The organism is Xanthomonas sp. NCPPB 4467, assembly GCF_041475665.2.
GTDB lineage: Bacteria > Pseudomonadota > Gammaproteobacteria > Xanthomonadales > Xanthomonadaceae > Xanthomonas > Xanthomonas dyei.
This window is the reverse complement of the sequence record NZ_CM191260.1, coordinates 3,487,703-3,508,487: the sequence shown is the minus strand read 5'-3', so window position 1 is coordinate 3,508,487 and position 20,785 is coordinate 3,487,703. Positions and strand designations below refer to the sequence as shown.

The 20,785-nt window shown below is 65.4% G+C and carries 17 protein-coding genes and 1 other RNA gene; 10 read left to right on the top strand and 8 right to left on the bottom strand.

The window, feature by feature from the left end:
* Positions 1–45: 45 nt before the first annotated feature.
* Positions 46–666, bottom strand: coding sequence for a TetR/AcrR family transcriptional regulator (locus tag ACCQ06_RS15435; protein ID WP_104616813.1), 621 nt, complete (start codon positions 664–666; stop codon positions 46–48).
* Positions 667–791: 125 nt separating this feature from the next.
* Here ACCQ06_RS15435 and ACCQ06_RS15430 point away from each other — a divergent pair, with 125 nt between their 5' ends.
* From ACCQ06_RS15430 to ACCQ06_RS15405, 6 genes are all read left to right on the top strand, one after another.
* Positions 792–1,991 carry an efflux RND transporter periplasmic adaptor subunit gene (locus tag ACCQ06_RS15430; RefSeq protein ID WP_316687083.1) on the top strand — a complete coding sequence of 400 codons (1,200 nt, stop codon included), beginning with the start codon at positions 792–794 and terminating at the stop codon, positions 1,989–1,991.
* Positions 1,992–2,006: 15 nt separating this feature from the next.
* Positions 2,007–5,153 carry an efflux RND transporter permease subunit gene (locus ACCQ06_RS15425; protein WP_316687081.1) on the top strand — a complete coding sequence of 1,049 codons (3,147 nt, stop codon included), beginning with the start codon at positions 2,007–2,009 and terminating at the stop codon, positions 5,151–5,153.
* A 1-nt stretch (position 5,154) separates the two neighbouring features.
* Positions 5,155–6,642 carry an efflux transporter outer membrane subunit gene (locus tag ACCQ06_RS15420; RefSeq protein ID WP_316687078.1) on the top strand — a complete coding sequence of 496 codons (1,488 nt, stop codon included), beginning with the start codon at positions 5,155–5,157 and terminating at the stop codon, positions 6,640–6,642.
* Positions 6,635–7,321, top strand: coding sequence for a TetR/AcrR family transcriptional regulator (locus ACCQ06_RS15415; RefSeq protein ID WP_316687076.1), 687 nt, complete (start codon positions 6,635–6,637; stop codon positions 7,319–7,321). Before ACCQ06_RS15420 ends, ACCQ06_RS15415 begins: the two co-directional genes overlap by 8 nt.
* Before the next feature lie 243 nt (positions 7,322–7,564).
* Positions 7,565–8,548 carry an aldo/keto reductase gene (locus ACCQ06_RS15410; RefSeq protein WP_316687074.1) on the top strand — a complete coding sequence of 328 codons (984 nt, stop codon included), beginning with the start codon at positions 7,565–7,567 and terminating at the stop codon, positions 8,546–8,548.
* Positions 8,549–8,609: 61 nt separating this feature from the next.
* A non-coding RNA gene (locus ACCQ06_RS15405) (sX9 sRNA) lies at positions 8,610–8,685 on the top strand.
* Between the two features lie 117 nt (positions 8,686–8,802).
* Here ACCQ06_RS15405 and ACCQ06_RS15400 read toward each other — a convergent pair.
* Positions 8,803–9,699: a LysR family transcriptional regulator gene (locus tag ACCQ06_RS15400; protein ID WP_316687072.1), complete on the bottom strand. Its 897-nt coding sequence runs from the start codon at positions 9,697–9,699 to the stop codon at positions 8,803–8,805.
* A gap of 342 nt (positions 9,700–10,041) precedes the next feature.
* Between ACCQ06_RS15400 and ACCQ06_RS15395 the strand changes: the two genes are divergently transcribed.
* Positions 10,042–10,533, top strand: coding sequence for a (R)-mandelonitrile lyase (locus ACCQ06_RS15395; RefSeq protein WP_170068700.1), 492 nt, complete (start codon positions 10,042–10,044; stop codon positions 10,531–10,533).
* A gap of 145 nt (positions 10,534–10,678) precedes the next feature.
* Here the strand turns inward: ACCQ06_RS15395 and ACCQ06_RS15390 are convergent, their stop codons facing one another.
* The gene (locus ACCQ06_RS15390; protein WP_228323126.1) at positions 10,679–11,590 is read right to left on the bottom strand and encodes an AraC family transcriptional regulator; all 912 of its coding nucleotides are present in this window, start codon (positions 11,588–11,590) and stop codon (positions 10,679–10,681) included.
* Between the two features lie 210 nt (positions 11,591–11,800).
* On the opposite strand from ACCQ06_RS15390, the gene ACCQ06_RS15385 reads away from it, so the two are divergent.
* Positions 11,801–12,004: a hypothetical protein gene (locus tag ACCQ06_RS15385; protein ID WP_228323125.1), complete on the top strand. Its 204-nt coding sequence runs from the start codon at positions 11,801–11,803 to the stop codon at positions 12,002–12,004.
* Between the two features lie 264 nt (positions 12,005–12,268).
* Here the strand turns inward: ACCQ06_RS15385 and ACCQ06_RS15380 are convergent, their stop codons facing one another.
* Positions 12,269–13,189: a LysR family transcriptional regulator gene (locus ACCQ06_RS15380; protein ID WP_316687069.1), complete on the bottom strand. Its 921-nt coding sequence runs from the start codon at positions 13,187–13,189 to the stop codon at positions 12,269–12,271.
* Between the two features lie 98 nt (positions 13,190–13,287).
* Here ACCQ06_RS15380 and ACCQ06_RS15375 point away from each other — a divergent pair, with 98 nt between their 5' ends.
* The gene (locus tag ACCQ06_RS15375) at positions 13,288–14,496 is read left to right on the top strand and encodes an MFS transporter (RefSeq protein WP_316687068.1); all 1,209 of its coding nucleotides are present in this window, start codon (positions 13,288–13,290) and stop codon (positions 14,494–14,496) included.
* A 156-nt stretch (positions 14,497–14,652) separates the two neighbouring features.
* Positions 14,653–15,684, top strand: a complete 1,032-nt coding sequence (locus tag ACCQ06_RS15370; protein WP_316687065.1) for an aldo/keto reductase — start codon at positions 14,653–14,655, stop codon at positions 15,682–15,684.
* 111 nt (positions 15,685–15,795) lie between these two features.
* Here the strand turns inward: ACCQ06_RS15370 and ACCQ06_RS15365 are convergent, their stop codons facing one another.
* From ACCQ06_RS15365 to ACCQ06_RS15350, 4 genes are all read right to left on the bottom strand, one after another.
* Complete coding sequence (locus ACCQ06_RS15365; protein WP_228323121.1) at positions 15,796–16,392, bottom strand: hypothetical protein; 597 nt, start codon at positions 16,390–16,392, stop codon at positions 15,796–15,798.
* A 1-nt stretch (position 16,393) separates the two neighbouring features.
* On the bottom strand, positions 16,394–18,220 hold the full coding sequence (locus ACCQ06_RS15360) for a S8 family serine peptidase (protein WP_372364385.1): 1,827 nt from the start codon (positions 18,218–18,220) through the stop codon (positions 16,394–16,396).
* A 93-nt stretch (positions 18,221–18,313) separates the two neighbouring features.
* A complete protein-coding gene (locus tag ACCQ06_RS15355) occupies positions 18,314–18,781 on the bottom strand; it encodes a hypothetical protein (protein WP_316687061.1) in 468 nt (155 codons plus the stop codon).
* Positions 18,782–18,926: 145 nt separating this feature from the next.
* Entirely contained in the window at positions 18,927–20,711 is a 1,785-nt protein-coding gene (locus ACCQ06_RS15350; protein ID WP_228323202.1) for a S8 family peptidase, read from the bottom strand.
* Between the last annotated feature and the right edge of the window lie 74 nt (positions 20,712–20,785).

Below are 20,785 nucleotides of genomic sequence, written 5' to 3'. Positions count from 1 at the left end.
TCCTCTTGCGCGAGACACCGCCTACGCATGTGCGAACGCAGCCGATCACGGCGTCTGGCCTGCATCGAGCGCATAGGCCGCCAGGAACATCTCCACCGCGCGCTGTACGGCGCCATGTAGATACTCGGGCGAAGGATCCTTGAGCGCACCGAACAGGCAGGGCATCAGCGTTTCCGATTCCAGCAGGGCGGCCAGTTGATGCGCGGCCAGTGAGGGGTCGGTACGTCGGATCAGGCCACGGTCCATCTTCACTTGCAGAAAGTCGGCAACGCGCTGCAGGCCTTCTTCCGGGCCGGCATTGAAGAACAGTGCGCCAACCTCCGAGCGGCCGGAGACGCCGATGATGGTCTGCCAGATGGCGATCGAGTCGGGCTTGCACAGGAAGCTGAGGATGTCCTGGCCAAAACGCTGCAAGGTCCCGGCAACCGGGTCGCTGCTCTGCGACAGCGCATCCAGCAAGGGGTCGATGTAGCGATCTGACATGTCTTTGGCAAACGCAACGAACAACTCTTCCTTGGACGGGAAATACCCGTACAGCGTGCGTTTTGAGCCGCCGACCCGGGCCGCGATCTGCGACATCGACGCCCCTTCGAAGCCCAGTTCAAGGAACACCTCGCTGGCCGCCTGAATGATGGCGTCGCGCTTTGCTTCGGTTCTGACCCGCATCCCATCCTCCTGCTAATTCATAAGTATACCTACTGGGCAGAAATGCTTGACGCCCACGGATGAGCTTATTAGGATACCGAACCGTACCGTTTTATTTTTAATCGCGCATCTTCGGAGATCCTCTCGTGCATTCTCAAGCCTCTTACCGCCTGCCGTTGTTTGCCGTTGCCGCCACCGTCCTGCTCAGCGCCTGCGGCAGCCCGCCGGGCGGACCACCGCCGGAAGAGGGCACGCCCGAGATGGCGGTGCTAACCGTCAAGCAGCAGCCGGTGCCGCTGACCACCGCGCTGCCGGGGCGCACCGTGCCGTACCTGATCGCCGAGATCCGCCCGCAGGTGGGCGGCATCGTGCAGTCGCGCCAGTTCACCGAGGGCGGCGACGTCAAGGCCGGGCAGACGCTGTACCAGATCGATCCGGCGACCTACCGCGCCAGCTATGCCAGCGCCCAGGCCACCCTGGCCAAGGCGCAGGCCAACCTGCGCACCGCCAGGCTCAAGGCCGAGCGCTACACCGAGCTGGCGCAGATCAAGGCGATCAGCCAGCAGGAGGGCGACGACACCGCCGCGGCGCTGGGCCAGGCCGAGGCCGACGTGGCCGCCGGCAAGGCCAGCGTGGAAACCGCGCGTATCAACCTGGCGTTCGCGCGGTTGGACGCCCCGATCTCCGGCCGCATCGGCCGCTCCAGCGTTACGCCGGGCGCGTTGGTGACCGCCAATCAGGCCAACGCGCTGACCACCATCCAGCAGCTGGACCCGATCTATATCGACGTCACCCAACCCAGTGTGGCGGTGTTGCGGCTGAAGCAGGCGATGGCGCGCGGCGACCTGGAACAGGCCGGCGAGGGCGCGGCCAAAGTGTCGCTGCTGCTGGAAGACGGCAGCCGCTATCCGTTGCAGGGCCAGCTGGCGTTCTCCGATGTCACCGTGGACCAGAACACCGGCTCGATCACCCTCCGCGCGGTGTTCCCCAACCCCAACGCGGATCTGCTGCCTGGCATGTACGTGCGCGCGGTGCTGCAGGAAGGCGTCAAGCAACAGGGCGTGCTGGTGCCGCAGCAGGCGGTCTCGCGCAATGGTGCCGGCAAGCCGACCGTCTTCGTGGTCGGCGCCGACCACAAACTGCAGCTACGCGTGCTGGACACCGACCGCGAGGTCGGCGACCAGTGGCTGGTGCGCAGCGGCCTGAAGCCCGGCGAACAAGTGGTGGTCGAAGGCGCTTCGCGCGCGCGCGACGGCATCCAGGTCAAGACCGTGCCATGGCAACCAAAGCGCACCGACGCTGCGGGCGCGCCATCGGCGCCCACCACGCCGCGTGCGGCGAATTAAGGCGGATCACACGACATGGCACGTTTTTTCATCGACCGTCCGATCTTCGCGTGGGTGTTGGCCATCATCGTGATGCTGGCCGGCATCCTGTCCATCGCCACCTTGCCGATCGCGCAATACCCCAGCATCGCGCCGCCCGCCGTCGCCATTACCGCCAACTATCCGGGCGCCTCGGCGCAGACGCTGGAAGACACCGTCACCCAGGTCATCGAGCAGAAGATGAAGGGGCTGGACCATCTCAGCTACATGGCCTCCACCAGCGAGTCCAGCGGTGCGGTGACCATCACGCTGACCTTCGACAACGGCACCGACCCGGACACCGCGCAGGTGCAGGTGCAAAACAAGTTGTCGCTGGCCACGCCGTTGCTGCCGCAGGAAGTGCAGCAGCAGGGTGTGACGGTGACCAAGTCGGCCACCAATTTCCTCAACGTGCTGGCCTTTACCTCCGAAGACGGCAGCATGAGCGACTCGGACCTGTCCGATTACGTGGCAGCCAACGTGCAGGAAACCATCAGCCGCGTCGAAGGCGTGGGCGACACCACGTTGTTCGGTTCGCAATACGCCATGCGCGTCTGGCTGGACCCGGACAAGCTGAGCAATTTCAATCTCACCCCTGTGGATGTGCGCACCGCCATCCAGGCGCAGAACGCGCAGGTGTCGGCCGGCCAGCTCGGCGCGTTGCCGGCCGTTGCCAACCAGCAGCTCAATGCCACCATCATCGCGCAGACCCGGCTCAAGACCGCCGAGCAGTTCGAGAACATCCTGCTGCGCACGCAGGCCGATGGCGCGCAGGTGCGGCTGCGCGATGTGGCACGCATCGAACTTGGCAGAGAAAGCTACAACACGGTCGGCCGCTATAACGGCAAGCCGGCCGCCGGTCTGGCGATCAAGCTGGCCACCGGTGCGAATGCGCTGGACACGGTGCGCGCCATCGACAAGAGCCTGGAGGAGCAGGAGAAATTCTTCCCGCCGGGCATGAAGGTGCAAAAGCCGTACGACACCACGCCGTTCGTGCGCATCTCCATCGAGCAGGTGGTGCACACCTTGGTCGAAGCGGTGGTGCTGGTGTTCCTGGTGATGTATCTGTTTTTGCAGAACTTTCGCGCCACCTTGATTCCGACGATTGCGGTGCCGGTGGTGTTGCTGGGCACCTTCGGCGTGCTCGCCGCGTTCGGTTTCACCATCAATACGCTGACCATGTTCGCGATGGTGCTGGCGATCGGCCTGCTGGTGGACGATGCCATCGTGGTGGTGGAAAACGTCGAGCGCGTGATGGGCGAGGAGCAGTTGTCGCCCAAGGACGCCACACGCAAATCGATGGATCAGATTTCCGGTGCGCTGGTCGGTGTGGCGCTGGTGCTGGCGGCGGTGTTCGTGCCGATGGCATTCTTCGGCGGCTCCACCGGGGTGATCTATCGCCAGTTCTCGATCACGATTGTGTCTGCAATGACCTTGTCGGTGCTGGTGGCGATGATCCTGACCCCGGCCCTGTGCGCCACCTTGCTCAAGCCGGTGCGCAAAGGCCATGGCATGGCCACCACCGGCTTTTTCGGTTTGTTCAACCGCGTGTTCGATCGCGGCAACAGCCGCTATCAAGGCGTGGTGCGGCACATGCTGGGCAAGGGCTGGCGTTACATGCTGGCCTATGCGGTGTTGCTGGCGCTGGTGGTGGTCGGTTTCATGAAGTTGCCGGTGGGCTTTTTGCCGGACGAGGACCAGGGCACGTTGTTCGTGCTGGTGCAGTTGCCGCCCGGCGCCAGCGATACGCGCACCAGCGAGGTGCTCAAGCAGGTGGAGCATCACTTCCTGGTCGATCAGAAGGATTCGGTGTCAGGCGTGTTTGCAGTGTCCGGTTTCAGTTTTGCCGGCACCGGCCAGAACGTGGGGTTTGCCTTCGTCAAATTGCGGCCGTGGGACGAGCGCACCGGCAAGGGCCAGAGCGTGACCGAGGTGGCCGGCAAGGCTGGCGCTTTTTTCGCCAGTATCCGCGATGCCAGGGTGTTTGCGTTTGCGCCGCCGGCGGTGTCGGAGTTGGGCAATGCCACCGGCTTCGATCTGATGCTGCAGGACCGCGCAAATCTGGGCCATGCCGCCTTGATGCAGGCGCGCAATCAGTTGCTCGCCGAGCTGTCGCAGGACAAGCGCCTGGTGGCGGTGCGCCCGAACGGGCAGGAAGACACGCCCGAGTTCAAGCTGGAGATCGACCCGCACCGTGCGCAGGCGATGGGGGTGTCGATCGCCGACATCAACAACACCTTCTCCAGTGCGTGGGGCAGCGTGTACGTCAACGACTTCATCGACAAGGGACGCGTCAAGAAGGTGATGCTGCAGGCCGACGCGCCGTACCGCATGAACCCGCAGGATGTCGACCGCTGGTTCGTGCGCAACAGCGCCGGCACCATGGTGCCGTTCAACGCCTTCGCAACCGCCAGCTGGCAATCGGGTTCGCCGCGGCTGGAGCGTTACAACAGCGTGCCGTCGGTGGAAATCCTGGGCATGGCGCTGCCCGGCGCGGCATCCAGTGGCGAAGCGATGCAGATCGTGGAAGCGGCGGCGGCCAAATTGCCGCCCGGTATCGGCTTCGAGTGGACCGGATTGTCGCGCCAGGAAAAATCCTCTACCGGTCAGACCGGCCTGTTGTACGGCCTGTCGATCCTGATCGTGTTCCTGTGTCTGGCTGCGTTGTACGAAAGCTGGGCGATTCCGTTCTCGGTGATTCTGGTCGTGCCGCTGGGCGTGTTCGGCACGCTGCTGGGCGCGATCCTCACCTGGAAAATGAATGACGTGTACTTCCAGGTGGGGTTGTTGACCACCATTGGCCTGGCATCGAAAAACGCGATCCTGATCGTGGAGTTTGCCAAGGAGCTGCACGAGGGCGGCAAGAGCCTGATCGAGTCGGCGCTGGAAGCGGCGCGCATGCGCTTGCGGCCGATCCTGATGACATCGCTGGCCTTCATTCTGGGCGTGGTGCCGTTGGTGCTCGGCAGCGGTGCCGGTGCCGGTGCGCAGCATGCACTGGGCACGGCAGTGATCGGCGGCATGTTGTCCGGCACGGTGCTGGCGATCTTTTTCGTACCGCTGTTCTTCGTGCTGGTCAGCGGGTTGTTCAAGCGCCGCGCGCAACCCGCAACGCCCGCTACTCCGCAACCGACAGGACACTGACATGACACCGATTCGCATGACACTTGCCGCGATCGCGGTGGCCAGCGTGCTGTCTGGCTGCACCATGATGCCGCGCTACACCCGCCCAGACGCGCCGGTGCCGGACCACTTCGCCGGTGCCGGTTCCACCACAACGCCCGATGCCGCCGAAACCGAACAGGCGCGCAACGTGGCCGATATCGGCTGGCGCGAGGTCTTCACCGACCCCGCGTTACAGCAGGTCATCGCGCTGGCGTTGCAAAACAACCGCGACCTGCGCGTGGCCGCACTCAATATCGAAGTGGCGCGTGCGCAATACCGGGTGCAGCGCGCTGCATTGGTGCCGGCCATCGATGGCACCGGTACCTCCAACAATGCGCGCACGCCGTCCGAACTGGCCATCCCCGGGCAGCCGGCGGTGTTCCGCACCTACAGCGGCAACGTCGGCATCAGCGCCTACGAACTGGATCTGTTCGGGCGCGTGCGCAGCCTCAAGGAGCAGGCGCTGCAACAATTTCTGTCCACCGCCGAAGCGCGCCGCAGCACGCATATCAGCCTGGTCGCCGAAGTCGCCACCGCCTATCTGACCCTGGCTGCCGATCAGGCATCGCTGCAATTGGCGCAGTCCACCTTGAGCAGCCAAAGCGACAGCTATCGCCTGCAGCAACGCAGTTTCGAGTTGGGCGTGGCCTCGCAGCTCACCTTGCGTCAGGCGCAAACCACGGTGGAAACCGCACGCGTGGACGTGGAGCGCTATACCGCGCAGGTGGCGCAGGATCGCAATGCCCTGGTGCTGCTGGTCGGCACGAAGTTGCCGGAATCCTTGTTGCCGCGCGCATTGCCGGACGGGGCCAGCATGGACGGCAATGTGCTGGCCAGCGTGCCGGCCGGGTTGTCGTCGCAGTTGCTGCAGCGTCGCCCGGACATCCTGGAGGCCGAGCGCAACCTGCGTGCGGCCAATGCCAACATCGGTGCAGCGCGCGCGGCATTTTTCCCCAGCATCAGCCTCACCGGCTCGGTGGGCTCATCCAGCAGCAGCCTGTCGAACCTGTTCGATTCGGGCACGCGCGCCTGGAGCTTCGTGCCGACGCTGACCTTGCCGATCTTCAATGCCGGGCGCAATCGCGCCAATCTGGATATGGCCAAGGCCAACCGCGACATCGAGGTGGCCCGCTACGAAAAATCCATCCAGAGCGCGTTCCGCGAAGTGTCCGACGCGCTTGCGCAACGCGACACGCTGGGCCGGCAATTACAGGCCCAGCAGGCATTGGTCGATGCAACTGCCGATAGCTATCGCTTGTCGCAAGCGCGTTTCGAACGCGGCATCGACAGTTATCTGCAGGCACTGGATGCGCAGCGTTCGCTGTACAGCGCCCAGCAGACCTTGATCGGCACCCAGCTGTCGCGCTTCACCAATCTGGTGACGTTCTACAAGGCGATGGGTGGCGGCTGGTTGCAGACGGCCGAGCCGGAGGTGGCCAGCGTCGCGACGGGCCAGCCGCATGGATGACGCCAACCCGGCCGACGATACTCCGCTTGCGCATGCGCCACCCGGCAAGCGCGGCGCGATTCTGGCGGCGGCGCGTGCGCTGTTTCAGCGTGACGGATTCGAGGGCACCAGCATGGACAGCATCGCCGGGCAGGCGCGGGTGTCCAAGGCCACGCTGTACGCGTACTTCGCGTCCAAGGAGGTGCTGTTCCGCACGACGCTCGAGGCATTGGCGCATGCGCCGCGCAGTCACTGGGATGTGCTGCTGCGCGCGCGCGGTCCGTTGGATCAGCGTCTGATTGCCGTGGCCAATGCGCTACTGCGCGTGGCACGCCGCAGTGCGTTGGACGATGCCGCGTACGCACTGGTGCGCCCGCCGTTATTGCCCAGCCAGATGCGCGAGGAGATGTGGATGCTGTGCTTCGAGCGCTACGACCGCATGATGCACGCCCTGCTGGCGCACGAAGTGGCCGCGGGCATGCTCGCGATCGACGACCTGCCGGAGGCGTCGGTGCAGTTCTTCGGGCTGATGACCGGGCTACCGGCCAATGCGACGCCACGTGGCGACTTGCTGCAGGCGCCGGCTGGCACGCAGCAAGCGTATGTCGCCAGTGCGGTCGCGCTGTTCCTGCGTGCGTATCGGCCGCAGCCGTTGGCGGTGACCACGGTAGGCAAGCGCCACGTGCCGAGCGGGTTCTAGCTGCGGCGGCAGGACTGCGCGATGGATGGCGGTAGTCGGTGGCGCGTTGTCTGCGGTCGCATGCGCAGATCCACCCATGCGATGCGGGCGTGCTGTGCGTTGATGAAGCGCGCTCATAAGCGTTAGCGCGGCCTGTTGTGCAATGCGCCGGCGGTACAGGACTATCGTGGCGCATCGGTGCTGCAGCGGCGTTGCCGTCCGCAGCCGACTCATTCGATGCGGCGGTTGCTGTGGGAGTAAACGATGCAACTACGGCAGTTGGGAAACAGCGGCTTGCAGGTATCGGCGCTGGGCTTGGGTTGCATGGGTCTGAGCTATGGCTACGGGCCGGCGACTGCGCGCGCACAGGCCGTGGCCTTGCTGCATGCGGCAGTGGAGCGCGGCGTCACCTTCTTCGATACGGCCGAGGCATATGGGCCCTTCGCCAACGAGGCGCTGCTGGGCGACGCGCTGGCTTCGCACCGCGACCAGTTGGTGATTGCGACCAAGTTCGGCTTCAAAGACGGACATGCCGATGCCGGGCTCGACAGTCGTCCCGAACGGATCCGTGCGGTGGCCGAGGCCAGCCTGACGCGTCTGAAGACCGACCGCATCGACCTGTTCTATCAACATCGCGTGGACCCTGCGGTGCCAATCGAGGAGGTGGCCGGCACGGTCAAGGACTTGATCGCCGAAGGCAAGGTGAAGCATTTCGGCCTGTCCGAAGCCGGTGCCGACACCATCCGGCGTGCGCATGCGGTACAGCCGGTGACGGCAGTGCAGAGCGAATACTCGTTGTGGTGGCGCGAGCCGGAGACCAGTGTGTTACCGACGCTGGAAGAACTCGGGATCGGCTTCGTGCCGTTCAGCCCGCTCGGCAAGGGTTTTTTGACCGGCGCCATCCGGGCCGACACCCAATTTTCCGCGGGCGATTTCCGCAATCAGGTGCCTCGGTTCGCGGCCGAGGCGCGTCGGGCCAATCAGGCGCTGGTAGAACGCATCCGGGCGATCGCTGCCGACAAGGGCGTCACGCCGGCGCAGGTGGCGCTGGCGTGGTTGCTGTCGCGCAAGCAGTGGATCGTGCCGATCCCCGGCACCACCAAGCTGCATCGCCTGGACGAAAATCTGGGCGGCGCTGCATTGATGTTGAGCCGCGAGGATCTTGCCCGCATCCAGCACGCGCTGGATGCGGTGGCGATTGTCGGCGAGCGCTATAGCCCGGAGCGCCAGAAGCTGGTCGGTAACTAAGAGCAGCTAACAAAACTACTGTGCAGCCGCCAGGCGGGCGCGGCCGGTGCTCGGAATCGGCATGTACCACCCGTACACTCCGGTTTCTCCGCGCCGTCCACACCCACCTGACGACTGCTCGCTACGTTTTGTTAGCCGCTCTAACCCCGGCGCTCCAATCGACCGCAGCGCGGCGCTGTCGTAGAAGCGCGCGATGGCCCATGACCGATCAGGCATGAGCGCGCGCAGCACGTTGCTACCAAACGCGCGAGCGACTAGGTCAGCCCTTGCCGTAGCGCATCGATGACCACGCGCAACGCCGCCGAGGACTGACGGCGGCTGGGGTAATAGGCGTAATAGCCCTCGAATGGCTCGCACCAGTCCTCCAGAACGCGGCGCAGTTGGCCGGCGGCGATGTGCTCCAGCACCATGGATTCCGGCAGATATGCGATACCCGCGCCGGCCAGCGCCGCGCGCAACATCGCACTGCTGCTGTTGAAGGTCCACTGCCCATCCACGCGCACCTTGACCTCTCGCCCGGCTTTTTCGAACTCCCAGGCCAGCAACCCACCATGCGTTGGCAAGCGCAGGCCGATGCAGTTGTGCTGCGCCAGATCGGCCGGAGCGGCCGGGAGGGTGTGATGCACGAAGTAGCCCGGCACCGCGACCACCGCCATGCGCTGCGGTGGGCTGATCGGCACTGCAATCATGTCCTTGGCGACCTGGTCGCCCAAGCGGATGCCGATGTCGTAGCGCTCGGCCACGATATCGGACAGACCGTAATCCACGGTGACTTCGATCCTGAGGTCCGGGTAGTCGGGCAGCACTTTCGAAAGCGCCGGCCACACGTAGGCGTCGGCGGCGTGCCCGGCGGTGGTGATGCGGATGGTGCCGGCCGGCTTGTCGCGGAAGTCGGTCAGCGCGGACAGCTCGTCGTCGATCTCCTGCAGCCGCGGCGCCACCGTTTCGAACAGGCGCGCACCGGCTTCGGTCATCGAGACGCTGCGCGTGGTGCGGGTCAGCAAGCGGATGCCCAAGCGCGTTTCCAGGGCGCGCACGGTATGGCTCAGCGCCGATTGCGAGACGCCCAGTTGCGCGGCGGCGCGGGTGAAGCTGCCTTCGCGCGCCACGGTCACGAAGACCTGCAGGTCGTTGAGGTTTTCTCGAGCCATTGCTGCCAGTGACTGCTGCAGGCATGCGATTCATGCGGCCAGCATCATGCGCGATGCTGCGTGATGACTTCAACGCCATGGCGGCTCGCCCGCAGCGGTTGCATTGATGCGCTACGTTTCTAGCTGCATGCGGATTTGCAGGGGGAGTGCGCGCGCACATGCACGCTACAGTGCAGGCCACCGGATGCAGGGCAGGGCGATGCTCTGTAGCCGACTGTCCCGCCGATGCGGTGGCTGCGCGATAACGCAGCAGCGGCTGGTCCGCTTCGACCCGGGTGGCGCCCTTCGCGCCGCGCGGCAAGCGACCGCTACGTTGTTTCACCACGCTCAAGGAGTACCGCAATGAATCTGTTCGCAACTGCAATGTCGTTATCGATGATGGCCGCGACCACCGCACCGGGTGGCGAGGGGAATGGAAGCCAGCCACAGGCGCCGATCAAGGTGAGCCGTGCCGGCGGGGCGGCGTCGGCCGTGGGCCCGGCCGATTACTTCACCGGCAAGGTGCGTATCGATGCGCCGTTTCAGGCCGATGCGCCGGCACGCGTGGGCGGTGCCACGGTGACCTTCGAGCCGGGCGCGCGCACTGCGTGGCATACCCATCCGCTGGGGCAGACGCTCATCGTCACCGCCGGTGCGGGGCGGGTGCAGGAGTGGGGCAAGCCGGCGCAGGAGATCCGCCCCGGCGACATCGTGTGGATTCCGCCGGGCGTCAAGCATTGGCATGGAGCAAACGCGACGGTGGCGATGTCGCATATCGCCATTGCCGAGTCGGTGGATGGCTCGCCGGTGACCTGGCTCGAGCAGGTGACAGAGGCGCAGTACAAGGCCGACTGACTAGGCAACTACGCTGCTGTGGTGGGTCTGCCGTTTTTCGACGGTACTTACTCACTGCATCGGCATCGCTGCCTGGGCGGCGCCCATGTCGCGCACGAGGCGATGTCTGCGTGCAGATGACTGCAGCCAGATCAGGCAGCGATTCTCACGCCGCTTCTGTCGCATCGGGCGCGCTTGCGCGCAAGCGTTGCGCATCGCGCGCGGGCGGCTCGCCGAGAATGCGCGCGTAGTCGCGGCTGAATTGCGACGCGCTTTCATAGCCCACCCGAAACCCCGCGTCGGCGGCGGTGAGCGCCTCGGCCACCATCAACCGGCGCGCCTCGTGCACGCGCAGATGCGAGCGGTATTCCAGCGGCGTCATCGAGGTCACCGCCTTGAAGTGCGCATGGAAGGTGGAGCGGCTCATCGCCGACAGATCGGCGATCTGTTCGATGCTGAAACGCTGTGCGTAGTGCTTGCGCAACCACACGATGGCCTTGGAAATCTGGTTGAGGCGGCTGTCGGCAATCGCCATCTGGCGCACCACCGCATTGGCGGGGTCGGCCATCAGGCGATAGAGCAGTTCGCGCGTGACCAGCGGGGCCAGCGCAACGATTTCCTGCGGTCGGTCGAGTAGGCCTGCCAGCCGCACCGCGGTGTCGTACAGCTGCGGCGTGCTGCGGTTGAGCAATAGCCCGGCGCGTGCGGTGTCGCGTTGCGGCTCGGCAAGTTCGGCATGGTGGATCGCCAGCTCGCTGAGCACCGCCGTGTCCAGGTTCAGGCAGAAGCACAGGTACGGATGGGTGGCGCTGGCCTCGATCACCGAACCGACGATGGGCAGGTCCACCGACGCCACCAGGTACATCTGCGGATGATAGTGATAGGCCTGCGCTCCCAGCATCGCGCGCTTGCGGCCTTGCGCCACCAGGCACAGCATCGGCGTGTAGACGGTGGGGATGGCGTCGGTGGCGACGGTGCTGCGCATGACATGCAGCCCGGCGATCGGCGTGGCGTGCATGCCGTCGGCCGGCGCGTGGCGCAGCAGGATGTCGGTCAGGTCGGCGGTGGTGGATGGCATGCGGAACGCTCGTGCGCGGGCGCTGTGCGGCACAGCCGCGGTACCACGATCCTACAAGGGCCGCCGTGGTGCGCCCATCAATGGCAGACTCGACAATGCCGCGGATCCTTCCGCGTGGCGGTGGGGCCGCAGCCATCAAGCCGCTGCCGCTGATCGATCACTCACGCACATTCCGTATTCTTGCGACCTGTCTCCGGTGCCCCGATCGTCATGCCTGCAAAACCCCGATCCCTAGCTGCTCCCTCCACCCCTGCCGACTGGAAGGCGATCGAGCAGGCGGCAACTGCCGAGCTTGCCAGGCGCATCCAACTGGCGCACCAGCAGATCATCGGCCTGCTGCGCACGCACGGACATCTACTCAGCGACGCGCAGCGCCGCGCGCTTGGCAAACGCCTGCAGCGCAGCGGGAAATAAGGCGTTATTAAGGCGTTCGCGTTGTCGCGCCGCCGGCACCCTGGCCGCGTTGCGCACGCAGGTGACTAAGTTTTCAGGCAGAAAAAGTAGCGTGCGGCATGCGCGCAACATTCCGTCGCGGCCTGACGCCACGCCGCTGCGCGGCATCGCGGCCAAGGGTCAGAGGCCGCGCAGCGGCGGGGCGCCGGATCAGGCCTCGTCGCTCATCGCCGCGCTGGAGGACGACGACGCACACGATCTTTTCGCAGGCCGTCATGGCGGCGCTCATGCCTCAGAGGCCGATTCCCACGGCGGCGTCTGGCCGAAGTGTTCGAGCAGAAACTCGACGAATGCACGCACCCGCGGCGGCTGCAGCTGACGGGCGGGCATCACGGCGCTGATATTGGAGGTGGGAGGCGGGTAATCGATCATCACTTCGACCAGGCGGCCGGCGCGCAGGTCGTCGGCGATATGCCAGTACGAATACATCGCGATGCCTTGCCCGGCGAGCACCGCATCGCGTACCAGTTCGCCGAAGTTGCTCTCGAAGCGGCTCTGCATGCGCACCCGCACCTGGCCGCCCTGCGGTGTCTGCAGCGTCCACAGGTCCTGGCGGCCATCGCGTCCCATCAGCAGCACGCCTGGGTGCTGCATCAACTCCTCGGGAGTGCGCGGTGTGCCGTGCCGCTGCAGATACGCAGGCGAGGCGGCGAGCGTGCGGCGGTTGTCGGCGATGCGCCTGGCCACCAGGCCCGAGTCGTCCAGCGCGCCGATGCGGATGGCCAGGTCGAAGCCCTGCTGGACCAGATCCACCAGGTCGTCACTCAGATGCGCGCTGATGCGCAGGCGCGGGTGGCGGGCCTGGAAGGCGGGCAGCAGCGGGGAGATGTACTGACGCCCGAACGAGGCCGATAGCGTGACCCGCAAGGTGCCGCCGACATCGTGGGCGCTCTCGCGCAGGTCGTCGGCCAGCGCTTCCAGGTCGTCCACCAGCACCCGGCCGCGTGCGGCCAGTTGCTGCCCTTCCGGGGTGGGATGCAGACGGCGGGTGGTCCGGTGCAGCAGGCGCACGCCGAGGTCGCGTTCCAGCCGCTTCAGGCGCTGGCTGGCGACCGCCACCGACAGGTCCAGGGAGTGGGCGGCGGCGGTGATCGAGCCCAGGTCCAGCACGCGCAGGAACAGCGCGATATCACCGAGACGGTCCATACATTGTCAACGTGGCATTGAAAGTGAATCAGCATAACAAGGCTTCTTGAAGAGGATCGCGCGGCGCAGGCTGTGCGCAGTCCTCCAGGGTTTCTGTCATGTCCTCTGCTGTTGCATCCCGTCTGCCGCCAGCCCTGCTGGCGTTGACCATCGGTGCCTTTGGCATCGGAACAACCGAATTCGTCATCATGGGCCTGTTGCAGCAGGTCGCCACCGACCTGGGCGTCTCGCTCACCGCGGCCGGCCTGTTGATCAGCGGCTATGCGCTGGGCGTGAGCATCGGCGCGCCGGTGCTGACGTTGCTCAGCGCCCGCTGGCCGCGCAAAGCCGTGCTGGTGAGCCTGATGATCGTCTTCACCCTGGGCAATCTCGCCTGTGCCCTGGCGCCCGACTACGCCAGCCTGATGGTCGCGCGGGTGCTGACCTCGCTGGCGCATGGCACGTTCTTCGGCGTCGGCGCGGTGGTGGCCACCTCCCTGGTGCCGCCCGAGCGGCGTGCCTCGGCCATCTCGTTGATGTTTGCCGGCCTCACCGTGGCCACCCTGCTGGGCGTGCCGGCCGGCGCATGGCTGGGCCTGCAACTGGGCTGGCGGGCCACCTTCTGGGCGGTGACGGTGATCGGGGTGCTGGCCACAGCTGCGGTTGCGCTGTGGGTACCGGCCGCCGCAGGCGCGACCGCGCCGGTGTCATGGCGGCAGGAAGTGGCGGTGTTGCGGCGCGGGCAGGTGTTGCTGGCGCTGGCGATGACGGTGCTGGGCTATGCCGGCGTATTCGCGGTGTTCACCTACATCCAGCCGCTGCTGGTGCAGGTGACCGGGTTCGCGCAGGCGGCGGTGTCGCCAGTCTTGCTGGTCTTCGGTGTCGGCATGATCGTGGGCAATCTGCTCGGCGGGCGCCTGGCCGACCGGCGCGCCACTGCCGCGTTGCTGGGCACGCTGGCCGCGCTGGTGGCGGTGCTCGCGGCGATGGGTCTGGCCCTGCACAACAAGACCGCGATGGTGGTGGTTGTCGGGCTGCTGGGCGTGGCGGCCTTCGCTACCGTGGCGCCGCTGCAATTGCGTGTGCTCGAACATTCACGCGGTGCCGGCCAGAACCTGGCCTCCAGTCTCAATATCGCCGCATTCAACCTTGGCAATGCCCTGGGCGCCTGGCTGGGCGGTGTGGCGATCGCCACGCACGCCGGTCTGGTCGCCACCCCGTGGGTCGCGACGCTGTTGAGCGCCGTCGGCCTGGGCATCGCGTTGTGGAGCGTGCAGCTGCAACGCCGTCGCGCCGCGGCGCCGGACGCATGCGCGCAGGCGGGTTGATTCGACTCTTCAGGCGTGGCGCGCAGACCGCGCAACCGGCAGGCGTGCGCGATCGGCGCGTGTGATCGGTGAGCAGAGCGTCGTGCCTGGCGTTGTGGGGTGTCGGATCGACCGGCATTGCGCGCGGATTTTCTTTCGGTTTCAAGGAGCATTGCGATGGAGACACGTTTTCTCGGCCGTTCCGGCTTCAAGGTGCCGGTGCTCGGTCTGGGCGCCGGCACGTTTGGCGGCAAGGGGCCGCTGTTTTCTGCCTGGGGCGATACCGATGCGGCGCAGGCGCGGCGCATGATCGATCTGTGCCTGGAAGCGGGCGTGAACCTGTTCGACACCGCCGATGTGTATTCCGACGGTGCCTCTGAGCAGATCCTTGGCCAGGCGCTGCAGGGCCGCCGCGATCAGGTGATTGTTTCGACCAAAACCGGTCTGCGCCTGGGCGATGGGCCAAACGATGCCGGTGCATCGCGCTTCCGTTTGCTGCGTGCGGTGGATGCGTCGCTGCGCCGTTTGCGCACCGACTACATCGACCTGCTGCAACTGCATGCATTCGATGCGATGACGCCGGTGGAAGAAACCCTGTCCACGCTCGATGAGTTGGTGCGCGCCGGCAAGGTGCGGTATCTGGGCGCCTCCAATTACGCCGGTTGGCAGTTGATGAAGTCGTTGGCCGTGGCCGACGCACAGGGCTGGAGCCGCTTTGTTGCCAACCAGACCTATTACTCGCTGGCCGGGCGCGACTACGAATGGGAGCTGATGCCGCTCGGCATCGACCAGGGCGTGGGTGCGGTGGTGTGGAGCCCGCTCGGCTGGGGCCGGCTGACCGGCAAGCTACGTCGCGGCCAACCGCTGCCGGACAACAGCCGCCTGCATGCCACCGCCGCCGCCGGCCCGGCCATCGACGATGCGCGCCTGTTCAATCTCGTCGATGTGCTCGACGGCATTGCCGCAGACACCGGTCGCAGCGTGCCGCAGATCGCCATCAACTGGCTGCTGCAACGGCCCACCGTGAGCACGGTGCTGATCGGTGCGCGCGACGAAGCCCAGCTGCGGCAAACCCTGGGTGCGGTGGGTTGGCAACTCACGCCCGAGCAGCGCACGCGCCTGGATGCGGTCAGCGCGGTGGAGCCGCCGTATCCGTATTACCCGTACTGGCGCGGCCACTTTGCCGAACGCAGCCCGCTACCGGTGTAACGCGGGCTGCGCCATCGCGCCACGCTGCCGCCGGTTGGCGACAGCGTGGCGTGCATCACCGTGGCCGCGTCACCGTAGCCGCGTCACCGTAGCCGCGTCACCGTAGCCGCGTCACAACGGCCGTGCCGCGCGTGGAATCACGTCGGGCTTGATCGCGCCTACGCCCTTGCTGCCCTGCAATTGTGCGCAGTTGTCCAATGCCGCTGCGACCGAGTCGTAGCCGATCATCGCGCTGCCATCGATGGCCGAGGCATAGATCAACTTGCCGCCTGTGCGCGTTGCCAAGGCGCGCGCGATGGCAGGCGTGGTGTCGAACAACTTGATCGCAGCGCCCAGCAATGCCAGCTGGCCGCTGCGCGTTTCCAGCGCTGCTGCGATGGTTGCCGGTTGTTCTGCATCCGTGGCGCTCAGCGTCCTGCGTGCGGGGGGCATGCTGTCGAGATAGACCGCGTAGCGATCGAAGCGTGCAACGGGCGTATCCGCGCGGGTTTGCGTGCTCTGCAGCGACTGCGTGTTTGCACTGGCGCGCGCCGCGTCGGCGACCCGTACCACCGCCCCAGGAATCAAGCGGAAATGGGCACGGCCCACCACAATGGTTTGCCCGGTCGCCGCAGCGCGCAGGCGTACGCTGTCGTTGACTTGTGCCGATGCGGGAGCGCAAACGCTGGCTGCAACAAGACCGAGTAGGGCAATCAGAGATGTTCTCATATCAGTGGCCCACCACGCGCATTTCGAATTCCTTCAATTGTTCACTGCCGTTGTCGGCGAGCATGTCGGCCACCTCCAGGGTCCAGCGCCCAGCCGAGGGCTCGTCCAGGAAGGCATTGCTTGAGGTCAGGAACACCACGATCCCTTCGTCGCTCTTGTCGAGCGTGGAAAATGGCGTCATCACGGTGCTACGGGTGCCGCTGGGCGACACCAGCACCACGCGCAGGTTGCGCGGATCCTTGTGCGTACCCAAGAAGTACAGCTGCACGCCTTCCACCTTGAAGGATTGGCTGATGTCGATCGCCAATCGTGCGGGTGAGCCGGCACCGCCGATGGTGCTGCTTTTGCCGTCGTAGGCCATCCACTCGGTGTCTTGCATCGCCGGCAGCGAGGTGAAATGCACGGCGCGTTCCACTGCTGCTGCCGCGTCCACCAGGCCGAATCCGTACCAGTTGCTGAAACGGTGGCCGGCCGCGTTGGTGATCCAGCCAGGCTCGATCACACTGCCGTTGTAGAGCACCTTGGGTTGTTGTGGATCGACCTGCACCGCGGTGGTCGCCAGGAGGTACTTGACGTCGCGCAGCGTCAGTTGCGGATTGGCGCTCAGCATCAGGGCGGCAACGCCGGCGACGGTGGGTGCCGAGGCCGAGGTGCCGTTCATGCGTGCGGTGTAATTGCACGATGCATCGATCTTGGACTTGCTGGTATCCAGCGCATTCTGCATCGCGCGCGCGCGGTCTTGATTGTTCCCGGCGGCGCAGCCGCTCAAATCGGTGGTGACGATCGCAGGCGAGAAAAATGGCTGCGGGCCCTCCGAATGGAGGATGCCGTACAGCTCCTTGAAGGTCTCCGGATGCGGGTCGAAGCGACGCTGGAAGCCAAACTCGCCAGAGAGCCCGGACACCCACAAGGAAGACCCGGGAGATGAGTAACTGGCACGCACCCCGTTGGCGTTGACTGCACCGACCACGATCATGGTCGTCAGGCTGTTGATGTTGTCGATGTTGGCACTGCTGCAGGCAACGCCAAGCTGCCGGGTCTGGTCGCTGCAACGATCGAACAGTTTGCCCTGTGCATCCGTATCGATCAGCGTATTGAACGAGTTGCCCGACGATTTGACGTAAATGCCGCCCTTGCCGCCGCGCTGGGCCCGCATCAGCTTCTCCAGGGAGCGTTGTTCGTCGAGGTCGCTGTATTGATAGTAGGCGGCCGAGACCCCGAAGCTGTTGTTGTAGACATCCATGACCCGGGCTTCCGGCCCATCGCCCCAGGAGTAACGGTTGTTGACGTACTGGGTACCGCCATCAGGCGTGTCGCTGGCGTTGAAGCCGGCCAGCTTCGCTTCCGGAGCAACCCCGCGCCCACCAATGCCGTTCCAACCCCGCGCAGCGATGATGCCTGCCACCGCGGTGCCATGGTCGCCATCGCTGTCGTCCGCACGCGGCGTGGGGTCGTTGGAGCCGTTCAAGAAATTGTGCGAACCGTTGGGCAGGATGTTGTCGACCAGGTCCGGGTGCGCAATCTCCAGGCCGTTATCGATCACCGCCACGTTGACGCCCGCACCGCGGATGCCCTGCGCGTGCAGGATCTCCACGTCCAGGTCCACGCCGGGCAGCGGGCGTACATCGCCGAACACCGACTGGCCTTGATTGAGCAGATGCCATTGGTAGCGGAACAGCGGGTCGTCGCCTTGCGTTTTCGGCCTGGCCGCGGTGCGTGCTGGGTTTTGCGCGACCACCTCATCCGCGGTGGCAGCACCGCTACACAGACACAGTGCCAGCAGTAGTGCAGACGACAGCGCACAGCGCTGCGAAGAAAGAATCATCATGACGTCTCATCGGTAAAGGGGAACTGCGGAGATGGCGCCGGTGACAGCACGCCGGTGGCAACGGCTGCAGGTGTTCGTCTGCGCCGAGGAAACTCACATCGGTTGCATGACCGCTTGCAGCACCACCGGCGATGCCTGCGCGTGACCGCTGCGGCCCTGCAGGTGGGTCGCAGCGTGTTGTGCCTGATCGATCCAGGCATCAGCGATCACCGCCTTGCCGTTCGCCTGGGAGGTATAGACGATGTTGCCGCCGCTCTCTCCGGCCAGCGCGGTCGCCGTGGCAGGTGTCGTGCCGGTCAGCTGCATCTGCGGCCTGGCCGGCAGCACCCGGTCGGTCCGCTCGTTCACTGCGGCGGCGAGTGCGCGCGCGGGCGCTGCGGATTGATTGCGTGCCGTGCCGGCAGGCGGTTCAAGCACCGGCAGGAAGCTGCCGATGCGTGCGGCCACCTTGCCGCCCGGTGGCGGCGTGGCAGATCCCGCACGCACCACGCTGCCAGGCCGCAATCTCTGCTTGGCATCGACAGCTGAGGTCTTCTGCGCGATGGCCATGGTAGGCAACATGCGGAACGTGTCCGTTCCGGAGCGGAAGCGTGCGCCAGTGGCCGCTGCCAGCAGGGTTTGTGGATCGACCGATTGCACGGCATGCATAACGCCGCTTGCGACGCTGCAGCCCATCAACGAGGAAACTACAAGCGCGATCTTCATGTCAGTGCCCCACGATGCGAAGGCTGAAGGAATTGAGCGCGGAGGTCTTGCCGGGGTCGCTCATGTCGGTGACTTCCAGTGTCCAGATGCCGAGCGAGGACTCGTCCAGAAACGCATTGCTGGAGGTGAGGTCGATGTAGAAGCCGGTCTTGGAATAGGCCGCCGGGTCCAGGGTGGAGAACGGCGTGGCCACCACGCTGCGGGTGCCGCTGGGCGAGATGAGCACCACGCGCAGATTGCTCGGCGTCCGATGCGCAGACCGCAACGACAACTGCACCGCTTCGATCTTCATCGCCTGGGTGATGCGGATGCGCAGCGTGCCAGGCCGTGCCGGCCCGCCGATCTGGCTGGGCGGATGGGTAGACACAACCCATTGCGTGTCGCGCATCGCTGGCAATGGAGTGAAGTAGATCGCCTTGTAGACGGCTGCCGCGCCATCGGCCAAGCCGAACCCGTACCAATTGCTGAAGCGGTGTCCTGCGGCATTGGTGATCCACCCCGGGTCGATCACGCTGCCCTGATACACCGCGCGCGGCTGCCAGGGATCGATCTGGCGTGCGGTGGTGGCCAGGATGTACTTCACGTCACGCGCGCTCAAGTTCGGGTTCACCCCCAGCATGAGTGCAGCAACTCCTGCCACGGTGGGTGCTGCGGCCGAGGTGCCGCTGGCCGTGGCGGTGTAATTGCACAAGGGGTCGATCTTCGAGGCGCTGGTATCCAGCGCGTTCTTGGCCGGGCCGTCATGATCCACGTTCGATCCCGCGGCGCATCCGCTCAGATCGGTCGTGACAATGGCGGGGTCGTAGAGGAAGGGTGCCGTAACGGTTCCCGGATCTTCAGCGGCGTCGGGATAGAACGCTCGCTGGTATCCTCCGTTCAACCCGCCAAGTCCGGAAATCCATAGCGCCGACCCAGGCGAAGAATACGCGGCGCGTTTGCCTACCGCGTTCACGCTCGCGACGGCGATCGTGCCGAACAGGTTATTGAAGGTGTCTTGATTGGCCAGACCGCAGCCGACACCGTTCGCGCGCGCAGCGTCGCCGCAAGCATCGACAATATTTCCGTCTTGGTCCGGGCCGAGCATGTCAAGAAAGCTGTTGCCAGCCGATTTGACGTAGATCGCACCGCGCCCACCGCGGGTTGACTGCATCAGCGCATCCCACGATTGCTGGTCTTGCAGCGGGAAGTCTTGATAGAACGGGGTGACGTTGACGAAGGAGAAATTGAAAACGTCCACGACACTGGACTGTGGCCCATCTCCCCATGCATAGCGAAGGCCTGCGTCTGTGATCGAAGACGCTTCGCCGAATGCAAACCCCACAAGCGAGGCTTCGGGTGCAATGCCCCGCCCACCGCGCCCGTTCCAACCGACTGCGGCGACGATGCCTGCTATTTTCGTGCCGTGCGCGTAACCCGGGTCCGAGGGCGTGGGATCGTTCGAACCATTGATGAAATTGTACGAGCCGTTCGGAATTACATTTGCCGCCAGGTCTTCGTGCCTGATCTCCAAGCCGCTATCCACCACGCCGATGCGGACGTGCTTGCCGCGGATATGCAGCGCGTGGAGGACGTCCACGTCCATATCCACGCCTGCAACCGGACGGCTGTCTCCGATGACCGCCTGCCCCTGATTCAGGACGTGCCACTGGTAACGCACCAGTGGATCGTCTGCCGCGCCGGTAAATGCATCGCCAGGCGGGGCCGCTTGTGCCGAAGCAAAACAGGCAATACCGATCAGCGTCGTGCCGATCGACAGCGCTGGATGTCGCCCGCGAAGCAGATGCATTGCGATGATCTCCAATCGGAAATGGGATGCTGTCGAAACGCCGCGTGCGTGCATTCGGCCCATCCATTGCTGCC